14 protein-coding genes and 1 tRNA gene are annotated in these 13830 nt (G+C 62.8%); 13 read left to right on the top strand and 2 right to left on the bottom strand.

Going from position 1 to position 13830, the window contains the following annotated elements:
* Window positions 1–54 precede the first annotated feature (54 nt).
* Window positions 55–852, top strand: a complete 798-nt coding sequence (locus Q0105_RS13990) for a Nif3-like dinuclear metal center hexameric protein (protein ID WP_298212745.1) — start codon at window positions 55–57, stop codon at window positions 850–852.
* 98 nt (window positions 853–950) lie between these two features.
* Window positions 951–1985, top strand: coding sequence for a 4-hydroxythreonine-4-phosphate dehydrogenase PdxA (gene pdxA / locus Q0105_RS13985; protein WP_298212744.1), 1035 nt, complete (start codon window positions 951–953; stop codon window positions 1983–1985).
* A gap of 75 nt (window positions 1986–2060) precedes the next feature.
* Here pdxA and mscL read toward each other — a convergent pair whose 3' ends face one another.
* Window positions 2061–2489 (bottom strand): large conductance mechanosensitive channel protein MscL, encoded by a 429-nt coding sequence (gene mscL / locus Q0105_RS13980; protein WP_298212743.1) that lies wholly within the window; start codon window positions 2487–2489, stop codon window positions 2061–2063.
* A 169-nt stretch (window positions 2490–2658) separates the two neighbouring features.
* On the opposite strand from mscL, the gene petA reads away from it, so the two are divergent.
* The 6 genes from petA to Q0105_RS13950 all read left to right on the top strand — a co-directional run bounded on the left by petA (window position 2659) and on the right by Q0105_RS13950 (window position 6903).
* Window positions 2659–3258, top strand: coding sequence for a ubiquinol-cytochrome c reductase iron-sulfur subunit (petA, locus tag Q0105_RS13975; protein ID WP_298212742.1), 600 nt, complete (start codon window positions 2659–2661; stop codon window positions 3256–3258).
* Between the two features lie 11 nt (window positions 3259–3269).
* Entirely contained in the window at window positions 3270–4685 is a 1416-nt protein-coding gene (locus Q0105_RS13970; protein ID WP_298212741.1) for a cytochrome bc complex cytochrome b subunit, read from the top strand.
* Window positions 4686–4702: 17 nt separating this feature from the next.
* Entirely contained in the window at window positions 4703–5464 is a 762-nt protein-coding gene (locus Q0105_RS13965) for a cytochrome c1 (RefSeq protein ID WP_298212740.1), read from the top strand.
* A 117-nt stretch (window positions 5465–5581) separates the two neighbouring features.
* Window positions 5582–6193, top strand: a complete 612-nt coding sequence (locus Q0105_RS13960) for a glutathione S-transferase N-terminal domain-containing protein (RefSeq protein WP_298212739.1) — start codon at window positions 5582–5584, stop codon at window positions 6191–6193.
* Between the two features lie 54 nt (window positions 6194–6247).
* Window positions 6248–6778: a ClpXP protease specificity-enhancing factor gene (locus tag Q0105_RS13955; RefSeq protein WP_298212738.1), complete on the top strand. Its 531-nt coding sequence runs from the start codon at window positions 6248–6250 to the stop codon at window positions 6776–6778.
* A 49-nt stretch (window positions 6779–6827) separates the two neighbouring features.
* Window positions 6828–6903: transfer RNA gene (locus Q0105_RS13950), tRNA-Thr, on the top strand.
* Window positions 6904–6949: 46 nt separating this feature from the next.
* Here the strand turns inward: Q0105_RS13950 and Q0105_RS13945 are convergent.
* Complete coding sequence (locus Q0105_RS13945; RefSeq protein ID WP_298212737.1) at window positions 6950–7249, bottom strand: hypothetical protein; 300 nt, start codon at window positions 7247–7249, stop codon at window positions 6950–6952.
* A 32-nt stretch (window positions 7250–7281) separates the two neighbouring features.
* Here Q0105_RS13945 and Q0105_RS13940 point away from each other — a divergent pair, with 32 nt between their 5' ends.
* The 5 genes from Q0105_RS13940 to Q0105_RS13920 all read left to right on the top strand — a co-directional run bounded on the left by Q0105_RS13940 (window position 7282) and on the right by Q0105_RS13920 (window position 13809).
* On the top strand, window positions 7282–8244 hold the full coding sequence (locus Q0105_RS13940; RefSeq protein WP_298212736.1) for a M23 family metallopeptidase: 963 nt from the start codon (window positions 7282–7284) through the stop codon (window positions 8242–8244).
* Window positions 8245–8380: 136 nt separating this feature from the next.
* Entirely contained in the window at window positions 8381–11134 is a 2754-nt protein-coding gene (gene secA / locus Q0105_RS13935; RefSeq protein ID WP_298212735.1) for a preprotein translocase subunit SecA, read from the top strand.
* Between the two features lie 95 nt (window positions 11135–11229).
* Window positions 11230–12459 (top strand): bifunctional glutamate N-acetyltransferase/amino-acid acetyltransferase ArgJ, encoded by a 1230-nt coding sequence (gene argJ / locus Q0105_RS13930; protein ID WP_298212734.1) that lies wholly within the window; start codon window positions 11230–11232, stop codon window positions 12457–12459.
* A gap of 59 nt (window positions 12460–12518) precedes the next feature.
* Window positions 12519–13391, top strand: coding sequence for an ATP-binding protein (locus tag Q0105_RS13925; protein WP_298212733.1), 873 nt, complete (start codon window positions 12519–12521; stop codon window positions 13389–13391).
* Window positions 13384–13809 carry an NUDIX domain-containing protein gene (locus Q0105_RS13920; protein WP_298212732.1) on the top strand — a complete coding sequence of 142 codons (426 nt, stop codon included), beginning with the start codon at window positions 13384–13386 and terminating at the stop codon, window positions 13807–13809. Before Q0105_RS13925 ends, Q0105_RS13920 begins: the two co-directional genes overlap by 8 nt.
* The last annotated feature ends 21 nt before the right edge of the window (window positions 13810–13830 follow it).

Genomic DNA, 13830 nt, shown 5'->3' with positions numbered 1-13830 from the left:
ACAAGGCACCCTCGTGGTGCCTTGTGCGTTTTGGAACGTGTTCACAATAGCGCCATGATCACGACCCCACCCACCTCCGCCACGGTCACCCGGCAGACCCTGTTGCAGGCGTTCGATGCGCTGCTGCAGCCGCAGCTTTTCAAGGACTATGGCCCCAACGGCCTGCAGGTTGAGGGCAAGGCCGACATCGCCCGCATCGTGAGCGGTGTCACCGCCAGCCGCGCCCTGATCGAAGCGGCCATTGCCGCGCGAGCGGATGCGATTTTTGTGCACCACGGCCTGTTCTGGCGCGGGCAGGACGGCCGCGTGACCGGCTGGATGAAACAGCGGTTGCAACTGTTGCTTGCGCACGACATCAACCTGTTCGCCTACCACCTGCCGCTCGACGCCCATGCCGAGTTGGGCAACAACGCCCAACTGGGCCGGGTGCTGGGTTTTGTGGCCGATGCGCGGTTTGGCGAGCAGAACTTGGGCTTTGCCGCACCGGCAGCGTTCGACAGCGGCCAAGCCCTGGCCGACCACGTGGCGCAGGCGCTGGGCCGTGCCGTGACGCTGGTGCAACCGTTGGCCACAAACGGGGCGGCGCAGCCGCAGCGCCCTGTGCGCCGCGTGGCGTGGTGCACCGGCGGCGCGCAAGGGTATTTCGAATCGGCCATTGCGGCGGGCGCCGATGCTTTTATCACCGGCGAAATCTCCGAACCCCAGGCCCACCTGGCGCGCGAGATGGGGGTGAGTTTCATCGCCGCCGGGCACCATGCCACCGAGCGCTATGGTGCACCGGCCGTGGCGGCGCAGGTGGCGGCCCAGCTGGGGCTCAGCCACCAGTTCATCGAGATCGACAACCCGGCGTAGCGCTCTGGTGGCGCACAACGGGCGAAATTTTTGCTCACTTATTCATAGCTGCTAGCGCTTGTTGATAAGGCGCTAGCGGCCTATTTCTCTCGAAGTCCATGAAAACCATCGCCATCACGCAGGGAGACTCCGCCGGTATCGGCCCCGAGATCGTGGCCAAGGCCTTTCGCGATGCACCCCATGAACTGCTCCACTGCTTTGTGGTGGGCGACGTGGCAACGCTGCGGCGCGCAGCCCAGGCCATTGCGCGCCCCGGCGTGCCGGGTGTTCCGGTGGCGCAGATCGGTGCGCCGCACGAGGCGCTGGGCATGCCGCCCCGCTGCGTGCCCGTGCTGCCTTTGCCGGGCATCGCGGGGCCAGCGCCTTGGGGGCAGATCAGTGCGCAGGCCGGGCGGGCGGCCGCCGACAGCGTGGTCTGGGCGGCGCGCGCTGCGCTGCGTGGCGAGGTGGCTGCGCTGGTCACCGCACCGCTGCACAAAGAGGCTTTGTCTGCGGCAGGCGTGGAGTTTCCGGGCCACACCGAGCTGCTGCAGGCCGAGGCTGCCGCCCACCAGGGCGTGCCCGTGGCGCAGATGCCCGTGCGCATGATGCTGGCCAATGATGAGCTGCGCACCGTGCTGGTCAGCATCCATGTGTCGCTGCGCGACGCGATTGCCGCCGTCACCGAGGCCAATGTGCTGCAGACACTGCAGATCACATATGCCGCGCTGCAGCGCAGCCTGGGGCGCGTGCCGCGCATCGCGGTGGCGGGCCTCAACCCCCATGCGGGCGAGGGCGGCCTGTTTGGCCGCGAGGAGCTGGAGCTGATCGCCCCGGCCATCGCCGCCGCGCGTGCGCAGGGGCTTGATGTGCACGGCCCGTTCGCGCCCGACACGGTGTTCATGCGGGCGCGCAGCACGCCAGAGCGCGCGGGTGAGTTCGATGTGGTGGTGGCGATGTACCACGACCAGGGCTTGATCCCGGTGAAGTACCTGGGCGTTGACAAAGGCGTAAACGTGACGCTGGGGCTGCCGCTGGTGCGCACCAGCCCTGATCACGGCACCGCGTTCGACATCGCGGGGCAGGGCGTGGCCGATGCGGCCAGCCTCATCGAGGCGGTGCGCATGGCGCGTGCTTTGTGTGAATGGAAATAGCGCCTACCGCTTATTTATCAAGCGGTAGGCGCTATTAATATGATAGCAATCCGGGGCGCCAAATTGCCCCGTGGCTTACTTCTTCAGGCTGTCGCGGATCTCGCGCAGCAGGGTGATGTCTTCTGGCGTGGCTGCGGGAGCTTCGGGGGCAGCCGGTGCTTCGCGCTTGAGGCGGTTGATCTGCTTGATCATCATGAAGATGATGAACGCCAAAATGATGAAGTTGACGGCCACCGTGAGGAAGTTGCCATAGGCCAGCACCGGCACGCCAGCTTTCTTGAGCGCATCGAGCGTGCGGACCGTGCCCTCAGGCACCGTGCCTAGCACCACGAACAGGTTGGAGAAATCGAGCTTGCCGAACACCAGCCCCACCAGCGGCATGATGAGGTCGGACACCACCGAATCCACAATCTTGCCGAATGCCCCGCCAATGATCACGCCTACTGCGAGATCAATCACATTGCCCTTGACCGCGAACTCCCTGAACTCTTGCATCATCCCCATGTTGTGACTCCTTGTGTGAATGGATGTTGATTTATGTCAGGCCGGAGTATCACTCAGCGCAATGCACTGTCAAGACAGGCGCTACAGATACCGGCGTTGAAATAACCATTTTCACTCCGCTACAATTCGCGGTTGACCCCAATCTAGCGATGATCAATCGAGGATCCCCATGAGTGACACTCCAATCGACTCCAGCAAGCGGACGTGGATCATCACGTCAGCATGTGCTGGTGCGGTGGGCGGCGTGGCAACCGCCGTTCCTTTCGTGAGTACTTTCCAGCCTTCTGAGCGTGCCAAGGCCGCCGGGGCTGCGGTAGAGGTGGATATTTCCGCCCTCAAGCCCGGAGAAAAAATCACCGTGGAGTGGCGCGGCAAGCCCGTCTGGATCATCAAGCGCACCCCCGAGCAACTGGCAGAACTGCCTGCGCTCGACAGCCAACTGGCAGATCCGAAGTCCCAGCGCAATCCGTCCGAACTGACCCCCGAGTACGCCCGCAACGAGGCACGCTCCATCAAGCCCGAGATTTTTGTGGGCGTGGGCATCTGCTCGCACCTGGGCTGCTCGCCTTCCGACAAGTTCCAGCCCGGTGCCCAGCCTTCGCTGCCCGACGACTGGAAGGGCGGCTTCCTGTGCCCCTGCCATGGCTCCACGTTCGACATGGCGGGCCGCGTGTTCAAGAACAAGCCAGCGCCTGACAACCTCGAAGTTCCTCCGCACATGTACCTGTCCGATACGCGACTGATCATCGGCGAAGACAAGAAGGCTTGACGGAGAACGACATGGCCCACGAATTCAAAGAAATCTCCCCCAACGCCTCGGCGGGTGCCAAAGTCACGAACTGGTTCGAGAACCGCTTCCCGACCGCATTCGACGCCTACAAGGTGCACATGTCGGAGTACTACGCTCCGAAGAACTTCAACTTCTGGTACATCTTCGGCTCGCTGGCCCTGGTGGTGCTGGTCATCCAGATCGTGACCGGCATTTTCCTGGTCATGCACTACAAGCCCGACGCCGCCAAGGCGTTCGAGTCGGTCGAGTACATCATGCGCGATGTGCCCTGGGGCTGGCTGATCCGTTACATGCACTCCACGGGCGCCTCGGCGTTCTTCGTGGTGGTCTATCTGCACATGTTCCGTGGCCTCATCTACGGTAGCTACCGCAAGCCGCGCGAGCTGGTGTGGGTCTTCGGCTGCGCCATCTTCCTTTGCCTGATGGCCGAGGCTTTCATGGGCTACCTGCTGCCTTGGGGTCAGATGTCGTATTGGGGCGCCCAGGTGATCGTGAACCTGTTTGCCGCCATTCCCTTCATCGGCCCTGACCTCGCGCTGCTGATCCGTGGCGACTACGTGGTGGGCGACGCCACGCTGAACCGCTTCTTCAGCTTCCACGTGATCGCCGTGCCGCTGGTCCTGCTGGGCCTGGTGGTGGCCCACTTGCTGGCGCTGCACGATGTGGGTTCCAACAACCCCGACGGCGTGGAAATCAAGGGCCCCAAGGCGCCCAAGGATGCCAATGGCAAGCCGCTCGATGGCGTGCCTTTCCACCCTTACTACACGGTGCATGACATCTTCGCGTTGAGCATGTTCCTGATGGCGTTCACTGCCGTGGTGTTCTTTGCACCCGAGTTCGGTGGCTACTTCCTCGAATACAACAACTTCATCCCGGCCGATCCACTCAAGACCCCCGCGCACATCGCGCCGGTCTGGTACTTCACGCCGTACTACTCGATGCTGCGCGCCATCACCAGCGAGATGATGTATGCCCTCATCCTGTGCGTGCTGCTGGGTGCTGGCTTCGGCGTACTCAAGGCCAAGTTGCCCAGCTTCATCAAGGCAGGCATCGCCGGTGCCGCCGTGGTGGCCGTGCTGCTGATGCTGTCGATCGACGCCAAGTTCTGGGGTGTGGTCGTGATGGGCGGCGCTGTGGTCATCCTGTTCTTCCTGCCATGGCTGGACTTCAGCCCCGTCAAGTCGATCCGCTACCGTCCTGACTGGCACAAGTACCTGTACGGCATCTTCGTGATCAACTTCCTGATCCTGGGTTACCTGGGCGTCCAGCCCCCATCGCCGATCGGCGAGCGTGTGTCGCAGGTGGGAACCCTGTTCTACTTCGGCTTCTTCCTGCTGATGCCTTGGTGGAGCCGTATCGGCAAAACCAAGCCCGTGCCTGACCGCGTGACCTTTGTGGCGCACTGAGCCTGGAGACAACAACAATGAAGAAACTCATCCTCACGTTGATCGCCGCCGTAGGTCTGGCCGCCGGTGCGGCCCACGCTGCCGGTGGTGACACCATTGCCTGGGACAAGGCGCCCAACAAGACCACCGACATGGCTTCGCTGCAAAACGGCGCCAAGGTGTTCGTCAACTACTGCCTGAACTGCCACTCTGCAGCGTTCATGCGCTTCAACCGCCTGCGCGACATCGGCCTGACCGAGCAGCAGATCAAGGACAACCTGCTGTTCACGACCGACAAGGTCGGCGAAACCATGAAGGCGTCCATTGATCCCAAGCAGGCCAAGGAATGGTTCGGCGCCAACCCGCCCGACCTGACCGTGATCGCTCGCTCGCGTGCGGGCCATGGCGGCACGGGTGCGGACTACCTCTACACCTTCCTGCGTACCTTCTACCGTGACGACACCAAGGCCACCGGCTGGAACAACCTGGCTTTCCCGAGCGTGGGCATGCCCCATGCACTGTGGGAACTGCAGGGCGATCGCCGTCCCGTGTTCGAAGAACACGAGAGCCACGGCCACAAGACCCATGTGTTCAAGGGCTGGGAGCAGATCAAGCCCGGCACGATGACCCCGCTGCAATTCGACCAGACCGTGGGTGATCTGGTGAACTACCTGCAGTGGATGGGCGAACCTGCCCAGAACACCCGCGTCCGAGTGGGCGTGTGGGTGCTGATCTTCCTCGGTGTTTTCACCGTCATCGCCTGGAGGTTGAATGCAGCCTTCTGGAAAGACGTGAAGTAATAAAAAACAGCACGAGCCGCAAATCCTTGACAAGGCGCCCCTTGGGGCGCCGATGGATTGTTTGTAGAGTGGGCGCTTTTGGCGTCCCACTCTTTTGATTTTTAGGAGCCTCCCACCATGATGGTGCTTTACTCGGGTACGACCTGTCCCTTCTCCCACCGCTGCCGTTTCGTCCTGTTCGAGAAGGGCATGGACTTCGAAATCCGCGATGTGGACCTGTACAACAAGCCCGAAGACATCAGCGTGATGAACCCCTACGGCCAGGTACCTATCCTGGTGGAGCGTGACCTGATCCTGTACGAGTCGAACATCATCAACGAGTACATCGACGAGCGCTTCCCCCATCCCCAACTGATGCCTGGCGACCCGGTGGACCGTGCCCGCGTGCGCCTGTTCCTGCTGAACTTCGAGAAAGAGCTGTTCGTGCATGTGAACACGCTCGAGTCGCGCGCCACCAAGGGCAACGAAAAGGCGCTGGAAAAGGCCCGTTCGCATATCCGCGACCGCCTCACGCAACTGGCCCCTGTGTTCCTCAAGAACAAGTACATGCTGGGCGACAACTTCTCCATGCTCGACGTGGCCATCGCTCCGCTGCTGTGGCGCCTGGACTACTACGGCATCGACCTGTCCAAGAACGCCGCCCCGTTGCTCAAGTACGCCGAGCGCATCTTCTCGCGCCCTGCCTACATCGAGGCGCTGACACCGTCCGAAAAGGTCATGCGCAAGTAAGCAAGCCTGCCAGAACTTTCGCTCCATCCACCGCAGCAGCCGCCACCGATCTACATGACCGTTCAGGAATCGACATCCACGCGCCCCTATCTCATTCGTGCCCTGTACGAGTGGTGCACCGACAACGGGCTGACGCCCTATGTGGCTGTGCGTGTGGACGATTCCGTGCAGGTGCCGCGCGAGTATGTGAAGGACGGCGAGATCGTGCTCAACATCAGCTTCGACGCCACCAGCGCGTTGCAGTTGGGCAATGATTTCATCGAGTTCAAGGCCCGCTTTGGTGGTAAGCCGCGCGAGATCCTGGTGCCTGTGGGCCGGGTGATTGCGATCTACGCCCGTGAAAATGGGCAAGGCATGGCGTTCCCGCCGCCGGTGGATGTGCTGGCGGGCGGCGATGTGACCCTGGAGTTGGCCGAAAGCCCTGCGTCCGCCGAGCCCGAGGGGGCAGGCACTGCGTCCTCCTCGGAGGACCGCGTGGTCCAACTGGTGGGCAGTGAAGACGGTGGCAAGGACGATGGGGGCGATGCACCCCGGCCTCCGCCAACATCGGGCGGTGCGCGGCCTTCGCTCAAGCGCATCAAATAGCCGCGCTTTCAAATTTCAGGCGGTATTTACAGGATAAAATACTGCCTTCGCCGGTTTAGCTCAGTTGGTAGAGCACCCGCCTTGTAAGCGGTAGGTCGTCAGTTCGATTCCGACAACCGGCACCATCTTTTCTCTTGCCTTTTTTCGCATTCCCTGGCCTGGCGTTGACCGTCAGGTTTGAATTTTCAGGCGAATCGCGTTAACCTCCCACCCCCGACTGCGCAGATGCGCCTGCAACGCAGGCAGCAGTTGGCGTATTTTTGCCGCTGCAGCATTGCTTTTGACCAGCAGGCACCAGCTGTCCCCATCGATGGGGCCTGCCTGGATGGCTGGACGCAGTGCTGCCGGAATCAGCAACTCAACCGCCTTGAGTCGGTCGCTGGAGTCGCGTGTCAGTGCCGTGAGCCTGGCCAGCGTGGGAGATTCCGCGCTGGCTTGCTGCACGGTGACGGCGTGGTGGCGGCGATTCATGGTGTGGCGTCTTCGGGCGCAGGGAATTCGTAGTGCATTTGATTATCACGGACGCCAGGTTGGCGCGCAGCCGGGCCATTCATCTGTCTGGCACGCGCCTCGTACTGGCGGGTTTGGCGGTGTCGCTGTGCCTCATGCTGGTGGCCGCCACCTTGTACCACTGGGTGTTTTTGAAGGGTGCACGCGAGGGCTGGCCCATCGTCGGCCCGATGGTGCAACTGGTGGTCAAGGACGAGTTTGCCGAGCGCGACCGTTTCATGCGCGCCAACCTCGATGCCATGGCGCGCCGCGTGGGCGAGATGCAGGCCCGCATGGTGCAACTGGAATCCCTGGGGGACCGCGTTCTTGGGCTGGCTGGGATGGCCCCAGGAGACATTCAAAAGGCCGAGGGGCGCGGCGGTGCGCTGGTGAGTGCCCACAACCTGTCCATGGAAGAGCTGCAGGCCACGCTCGATGAGCTAGAACGCCTGACCAACCAGCGGGTGGACCTGATGACAGTGATGGAATCACGCCTGTTCGACCAGCACATCCGCAAGAAGATGGTTCCCACGCATGCGCCCGTGACCGGCAAGGCGCCCGGATCGTCCTTTGGCTGGCGCATCGACCCCATCACCGGGCAGTCGGCCCTGCACACCGGGCTTGATTTTCAGGCTGACACGGGCACGCCCATCCTGGCCGCTGCGGGTGGCGTGGTCGTGACGCAGGAATACCACCCGGCCTACGGCAACATGATCGAGGTGGACCACGGCAACCAACTGGTCACCCGCTATGCCCATGCCTCGCGTACCCTGGTAAAGCAAGGGGATATCGTGCGGCGCGGCCAGAAGATTGCCGAGGTCGGCACCACCGGGCGCTCCACGGGGCCGCATCTGCACTTCGAGGTGCTGGTCCAAGGGGTTTTTCAGGATCCCCAGAAGTTTCTGAGCGCGGGTGGCACGGCCGCCAATACGCTGGTGGCGTCGGCCCGGGGGGCAGCGCCCACATCGGGCAGGTAAAATCGCGGGTCCGGCATTCTCTGCCTGGGTTTGCAGTGCTTGCAAAACCGGCCAGAGGACCCACCTGAACTCAATTCATCTTAGGGATTTCGGTCGCTTGGCGCGCTGATTGCAGCGGGCAAGCGGTCCTGTTCGCATGGCCACCAACTTCCTCACCAAAATATTCGGCAGCCGCAATGACCGGCTTCTCAAGCAGTACCGCAAGACGGTGTCCCGCATCAATGCGATGGAGCCCGATTACGAGAAGCTGTCGGACGAGCAGCTCAAGGCCAAGACCCAGGAGTTCAAGGAGCGCGTAGCCAAGGGCGAATCGCTGGACGACATCCTGCCCGAGGCGTTTGCCGTGGTGCGTGAAGGCTCCAAGCGCATCATGAAGATGCGCCATTTCGATGTGCAGATGTTGGGCGGCATGGCGCTGCATCACGGCAAGATTTCCGAAATGCGCACGGGCGAGGGCAAGACCCTTACAGCCACGCTGCCGGTGTACCTCAATGCCCTGTCGGGCAAGGGCGTGCACGTGGTGACGGTGAACGATTACCTCGCCAATCGCGATGCGCAGTGGATGGGGCGCCTGTACAACTTCCTGGGCCTTACGGTGGGCATTAACCTGCCCAACATGCCGCGAGAGCAAAAGCAGGAGGCCTACCGCGCCGACATCACCTACGGCACGAACAACGAATACGGTTTCGACTACCTGCGCGACAACATGGTTTATGAGGCTGCCGACCGTGTGCAGCAGGGCCTGAATTTCGCCATCGTGGATGAGGTGGACTCCATCCTGATCGACGAGGCGCGCACGCCCCTGATCATCAGCGGCCAGGCCGAAGACCACACGGCCACCTACATCGCCATGAACAAGGTGGTGCCCGTGCTGGTGCGCCAAGAGGGCGAGGCCGACCCGCGCACGGGCGAGGGCGTGACCAAGCCCGGCGACTTCACCCTGGACGAAAAAAGCCACCAGGTGTTCCTGACCGAACAGGGCCACGAGACCGCCGAGCGCGTGCTCGCCAGCCACGGCCTGATCGCCGAAGGCGCCTCGGTGTACGACCCGGCCAACATCACGCTGATGCACCACCTGTATGCAGCGCTGCGGGCCAACCATCTGTACCACCGCGACCAGCACTACGTGGTGCAAAACGGTGAGATCGTGATCGTGGATGAGTTCACCGGCCGCCTGATGTCGGGCCGCCGCTGGAGCGAAGGCCTGCACCAGGCAGTGGAAGCCAAGGAAGGCGTGAACATCCAGGCCGAGAACCAGACGCTGGCTTCGATCACCTTCCAGAACTATTTCCGCCTGTACAACAAGCTCGCTGGCATGACTGGCACGGCCGACACCGAGGCCTATGAGTTCCAGGAGATCTACGGCCTGGAAACCACCGTCATCCCGCCCAACCGCCCCAGCAAGCGCGACGACCAGCTTGACCGCGTGTACAAGACCACGCGCGAGAAGTACGAAGCGGCCATCAAGGACATCCGCGAATGCCACGAACGCGGCCAGCCCGTGCTGGTGGGCACCACGTCGATCGAGAACTCTGAAATCATCGATCAACTCCTGAACAAGGAAGGCCTGGCGCACCAGGTGCTCAACGCCAAGCAGCACGCCCGCGAGGCAGACATCGTGGCCCAGGCCGGCCGTGCCGGCATGATCACAATCGCCACCAACATGGCAGGCCGTGGTACCGACATCGTGCTGGGCGGCAACATCGAGAAGGATGTGGCGGCCGTCGAGGCCGATGAGTCGCTGTCCGAAGCCGATCGCGCCGCCAAGGTGGCCGCATTGCGCGAGCAGTGGACGGTGGACCACGAGAAGATCAAGGCTCTGGGCGGCCTGCGCATCATCGCCACCGAGCGCCATGAGTCCCGCCGCATCGACAACCAACTGCGTGGCCGTTCGGGCCGCCAGGGTGACCCCGGCTCCTCGCGCTTCTACCTGAGCCTGGACGATTCGCTGATGCGCATCTTCGCGGGCGACCGCGTCAAGGCCATCATGGACCGTCTGAAGATGCCCGATGGCGAAGCCATCGAAGCCGGCATCGTGACCCGCTCCATCGAGTCGGCCCAGCGCAAGGTGGAAGCCCGCAACTTCGACATCCGCAAGCAGTTGCTGGAGTACGACGATGTGGCCAATGACCAGCGCAAGGTGATCTACCAGCAGCGCAACGACATCCTGGACGCCTCCGATCTGTCGGATGTGATCGCCGCCATGCGCGAGGACTGCATGACCGATCTGGTGCGCCAGTACGTGCCCGCCGAGTCGTTGGAAGAGCAGTGGGACCTGCCCGCGCTGGAAAAGGCGCTGGCCGAAGAGTGGCAAGTCTCTCTGGCGCTGCAGCAGGAAGTGCAGGGCTCGAGCAGCGTCACTGACGACGAGATTCTGGAGAAGGTGCTGCACGCCGCGAATGGGTCTTTCGACGCCAAGGTGGAGCAAGTGGGCCGTGAGAACTTCACGCAGTTCGAGCGCGTGGTGCTGTTGCAGAATTTTGACTCCAACTGGCGTGACCACCTCTCTGCGCTGGACTACCTGCGCCAGGGCATCCACCTGCGCGGCTATGCCCAAAAGCAGCCCAAGCAGGAGTACAAGCGTGAAGCCTTCGAGCTGTTCCGCCAGTTGATCGATCAGGTCAAGAACGAGGTCACCAAGGTTCTCATGACCGTTCAGGTCCAGTCGCAGGCCCAACTCGACCAGGCTGCGCAGGACATGGAAACCCGCGCCGAGAGCATTGCCAACGTTACCTACACCGCGCCCACCGAAACAGGCGAAGTGGAGACCACGGTGGATGCCCAGACGGTGGGCGATGCGCTGCCCGAAGGCATCCGCGTGGGGCGCAACGACCCTTGTCCTTGCGGTAGCGGCAAAAAATACAAGCAGTGCCACGGCAAGCTGGCCTGATTTTCTGATGCATACAACACGGGCTTCGGCCCGTGTTTTCATTGGCGCGCCACGGTTTTCCGGATAATTGGCCGCAGTTTTTGAGAAAGACCTCCATGCCCGTGAATCTCTCCGCTCCCAACGCCTCCGATCTGCAGCCGATTGCCGGTGTCCGTATCGGTGTTGCCGAAGCCGGTGTCCGCAAGGCCCACCGCAAAGACCTCACCGTGTTCCTGCTGGACGAAGGAGCCAGCGTGGCGGGCGTTTTCACCCAGAACCGCTTTTGTGCGGCGCCGGTGCAAATCAGTCGCGAACATTTGGCCAGCGGCGAATCGATTCGCGCGATGGTGATCAACACGGGCAACGCTAATGCGGGCACGGGCGCTGATGGCCTGGCGCGTGCACGGTCCACCTGTGTTGCGATGGCACGTCTGCTCCAGGTGGCGCCAGAGCAGATCCTGCCGTTCTCCACCGGCGTGATCATGGAGCCGCTGCCCAATGACCGCATCGAGGCCGGTCTGCCCGCTGCGATTGCCGATGCACAGCCTGGCCACTGGGCCCGCGCCGCCGAAGGCATCATGACCACCGACACCCTGCCCAAGGCCTTCTCGGCGCAGGTGCAGATCGGCGGCGCCACGGTGTCCATCACCGGCATCAGCAAGGGCGCGGGCATGATTCGCCCCAACATGGCGACCATGCTGGGCTTTCTGGCCACCGATGCCTGCGTGGCGCCCGCCGTGATGCAGCAGTTGGCGCGCGAGCTGGCCGATGGCTCGTTCAACCGCGTGACCATCGATGGCGACACGTCGACCAACGACTCCTTCGTGGTCGTTGCCACCAACAAGGCCGCGCATGGGCCCATCACCTCGCTCGACAACGCCGAGGGCCAGGCCCTCAAGGCGGCGATGCTGGCCGTGTCGCAGAAGCTGGCCCAGGCCATCGTGCGCGATGGTGAAGGCGCCACCAAGTTCATCACCGTGCGGGTGGAAGGCGGCAAAACGGGCGAGGAGTGCCGCAAGGTGGCCTATGCCATCGCGCATTCGCCCCTGGTCAAGACGGCTTTTTTTGCCAGCGACCCGAACCTGGGCCGCATTCTGGCAGCTGTGGGCTATGCAGGCATCGACGATCTGGACCAGACGGGCATCGACCTGTACCTGGACGACGTGCATGTGGCCGTGCAGGGCGGTCGCAACCCCGCCTACCGCGAGGAAGACGGCCAGCGCGTAATGAAGCAGGCCGAGATCACCGTGCGCGTGCTGCTGGGCCGTGGCAATGCCGTGGACACGGTGTGGACCTGTGACTTCAGCCATGAGTATGTGACCATCAATGCCGACTATCGGTCTTGATGAGGTTGCTATTATTTTGATAGCTATTGGCGCTTGATAAATAAGCGCCAGGTGCCGAAATGAACGAGAAATTTGAACATCTGATCGAGCGCGCCGAGCAGCTCATCGCCCGCATCGAATCTGTATTGCCGCAGCCTCTGGGCGCGCCGGATTGGCCGGCCTCTATTGCCTGGCGCTACCGCAAGCGCAGCAGCGGCCACGGCACCCTGGAGCCCGTGCGCCATGTGGCTGCGATGGCGCTGGCGGATCTCAAGGAGATCGATGGCCAGAAGGAAAAGATCGAGCGCAACACGCAACAGTTTGTGCGGGGCTTACCCGCCAACAACGTGCTGCTGACCGGCGCGCGCGGCACCGGAAAGTCCTCGCTCATCAAGGCCTGCCTGAACGCCTACGCGGCGCAGGGCCTGCGCCTGATCGAGGTGGACAAGGCCGACCTTACGGACTTGCCCGATATCGTGGATGTGGTGTCCGCACGGCCCGAGAAATTCATCGTCTTTTGCGATGACCTGAGCTTTGAAGACGGCGAGCCCGGCTACAAGGCGCTGAAATCCATTCTGGACGGCTCGGTGGCCGCTGCCACACCCAATGTGCTGATCTACGCGACCAGCAACCGGCGCCACCTGCTGCCCGAATACATGAAGGAAAACCTCACCTATACCCACACCGACGACGGCGAAGTGCATCCGGGCGAGGTGGTGGAGGAGAAGATCTCCCTGTCGGAGCGCTTTGGCCTGTGGGTGAGCTTCTACCCCTTCAGCCAGGACGAGTACCTGACCATCACGGCCCAGTGGCTGTCGTCGCTGGGCGTGTCGGCCGCTGCCATCGCGGCGGCCCGGCCCGAGGCCTTGGTTTGGGCATTGGAGCGCGGCTCGCGCAGCGGCCGCGTGGCCTACCAGTTTGCGCGTGACTATGCAGGGCGCCACAGTGGCTGAAGCAACACGCAAACACACCGAGGTGGCCGTGGGCATCCTGCTGCGCGGCGATGGCGCGATGCTGCTGTCCACCCGCCCGCCCGGCAAGCCCTATGCGGGCTATTGGGAGTTTCCGGGCGGCAAGCTGGAGGCGGGCGAGACGGTGGAAGAGGCGCTGCGCCGCGAGCTGATCGAAGAGCTGGGCGTGACCATCGGGGCTGCCAGCGTCTGGAAGGTTACGGAGCACGACTACCCCCATGCCCTGGTGCGCTTGCATTGGTGCAAGGTGGAGGCCTGGACGGGTGAGTTCGAGATGCGCGAGGGCCAGCAGATGGCCTGGCAGCAGATGCCGTTGACGGTAGCACCCGTGTTGCCTGGCGCCTACCCGGTGTTGCAATGGCTGGCCGAGGAACGGGGTCTGCAGTTCACCGCAGAGTGAGAGCTTGATAGGGATTTGCTA

The organism is Acidovorax sp., assembly GCF_027492855.1.
Lineage (GTDB): Bacteria > Pseudomonadota > Gammaproteobacteria > Burkholderiales > Burkholderiaceae_C > Acidovorax.
Note: the sequence above shows the minus strand (reverse complement) of the source record. Positions and strands in the feature narration are given on the sequence as shown.

Coding starts and splice junctions, on each gene's coding strand:
- Q0105_RS13955 (WP_298212738.1), top strand. CDS start 6,248: ATGACCGTTCAGGAATCGACATCCACGCGCCCCTATCTCATTCGTGCC.
- Q0105_RS13965 (WP_298212740.1), top strand. CDS start 4,703: ATGAAGAAACTCATCCTCACGTTGATCGCCGCCGTAGGTCTGGCCGCC.
- secA (WP_298212735.1), top strand. CDS start 8,381: ATGGCCACCAACTTCCTCACCAAAATATTCGGCAGCCGCAATGACCGG.
- Q0105_RS13990 (WP_298212745.1), top strand. CDS start 55: ATGATCACGACCCCACCCACCTCCGCCACGGTCACCCGGCAGACCCTG.
- mscL (WP_298212743.1), bottom strand. CDS start 2,489: ATGGGGATGATGCAAGAGTTCAGGGAGTTCGCGGTCAAGGGCAATGTG.
- Q0105_RS13970 (WP_298212741.1), top strand. CDS start 3,270: ATGGCCCACGAATTCAAAGAAATCTCCCCCAACGCCTCGGCGGGTGCC.
- Q0105_RS13925 (WP_298212733.1), top strand. CDS start 12,519: ATGAACGAGAAATTTGAACATCTGATCGAGCGCGCCGAGCAGCTCATC.
- argJ (WP_298212734.1), top strand. CDS start 11,230: ATGCCCGTGAATCTCTCCGCTCCCAACGCCTCCGATCTGCAGCCGATT.
- petA (WP_298212742.1), top strand. CDS start 2,659: ATGAGTGACACTCCAATCGACTCCAGCAAGCGGACGTGGATCATCACG.
- Q0105_RS13960 (WP_298212739.1), top strand. CDS start 5,582: ATGATGGTGCTTTACTCGGGTACGACCTGTCCCTTCTCCCACCGCTGC.
- pdxA (WP_298212744.1), top strand. CDS start 951: ATGAAAACCATCGCCATCACGCAGGGAGACTCCGCCGGTATCGGCCCC.
- Q0105_RS13945 (WP_298212737.1), bottom strand. CDS start 7,249: ATGAATCGCCGCCACCACGCCGTCACCGTGCAGCAAGCCAGCGCGGAA.